2 protein-coding genes are annotated in these 1,336 nt (G+C 63.8%); one reads left to right on the top strand and one right to left on the bottom strand.

The window, feature by feature from the left end; genetic code table 11:
- Positions 1 to 162 precede the first annotated feature (162 nt).
- Positions 163 to 603 (top strand): hypothetical protein, encoded by a 441-nt coding sequence (locus tag ACWDNU_RS45950; RefSeq protein ID WP_355284441.1) that lies wholly within the window; start codon positions 163 to 165, stop codon positions 601 to 603.
- 107 nt (positions 604 to 710) lie between these two features.
- Here the strand turns inward: ACWDNU_RS45950 and ACWDNU_RS45945 are convergent.
- The coding region (locus ACWDNU_RS45945; protein ID WP_449673462.1) for an AAA family ATPase at positions 711 to 1,336 on the bottom strand (626 nt) is incomplete at its 5' end.

The following is a 1,336-nucleotide window of genomic DNA, read 5'->3' as shown; positions in this document are numbered from 1 at the left end:
GACCTCTCCCGTGCCGCACGAGTCGAAGTCGATCGAGTAGTCATCGCTCATGGGCTCCATTCCTGCCAGATAATCGGTCACGGTGCACACGTCGGCGTCGAACTGTCACGGGTCACCGAAATCCGGTCAGCGCGAATGTCTCTTCCATGGGATCGTGACGCCATGACAGAGCAGTACATGTCGACAGAATCCGAAGGTCCGCACAGCCTCTGGGCGCAGTGGCGCAAGGGCGCCGCAGTCGTCGTGGTCGGTCTCTACCTGGCCGCGACGGTCCGATTGATCGTGAGCGGGAATTGGAACGACCTCGCGGCGGAGAAACTGTTCGGTCTGACCGGCGTGGTCGCCGCGCTGCTGTGGCTCGTCGCCGTGGCGGCTACCGAGTCGGCGCCAGGCGCGCCGGGCACCACGCAGAAGCGATGGACGACAAGCAGGATCGTGGCCGCGAGCGTTGTCGCCGCCCTTGTAGTCGGCGGAGCTTTTCGGATGATCCTCACCCGCGATCTCGGCGACCCGATCGCTGGGCTGCTCAACCAAACAGCGGTGATCAGCGTGGCGCTGCTGTTCCTTCTCGGCGGGCTTCCCATCCATCGACAGCGGAACTGAACTCCGGACACCGGTTCCCGGGTACCAGTTGTTCGATGTCGAGCCGCGGTCGATGTGGGGCGGCGGCGGTCGGAGTCGACAGAACGGCCGTATCGGGCTGCGCGGCGCTATCGGATCGTGGCGGCTATTGATTCGACTCGATCAGACAGCGGGACGGTCAGCTCGATTATCGGGATATCCGCTAGGAGGTGCAGTGGGTCGGTGTAGGCGAGCTCGAGGAGGATGTCGTTGACCGTGCGGCGGAGGCCGGGCATTTCCGCCGGGGGCAGGAGTCGGTCGGCGTCGGGGGTTATGGGCACGATGATCAGGAGATCCAGTGCGGCCAAGGCGCTTTCGAGTGCAGCGGTATCGGTGGCGGATTCGATGTCGAGGCCCGTCGCCGACAGGTAGGCCAGGAAGTCCAAGGGGGTGCGGTCGAAGACGGAACCGTCGGGTTCGGTGGTCAGGAGGTGGATCGAGCGGGTCAGTTGGGCTCGGTAGTCGGCGCGTGATGGTGGGTATTCGAAGTCGTGGCCGTCTTCCTCGAGGAGGACGTACGGTTCCTCGATCGGGGTGAGTTCGGTGAAGCGGGAACACAGTTCGTGCACCAGTGTCGTCTTGCCGGTTCCGTGTGGGCCGGACACCCCGATACGCATTCCACTCCTTCGATTCGATTCCCTGATGCGGAATAATGCGATCGTATGGGCTTCACGGATGCCGAACTCGACTATCTCCGGTCGCAGCCGCTTGCTCG

Source organism: Amycolatopsis sp. NPDC003676 (assembly GCF_053587275.1).
The sequence above is the reverse complement of the archived record's forward strand: the minus strand, read 5'-3'. Positions and strand labels throughout refer to the sequence as shown.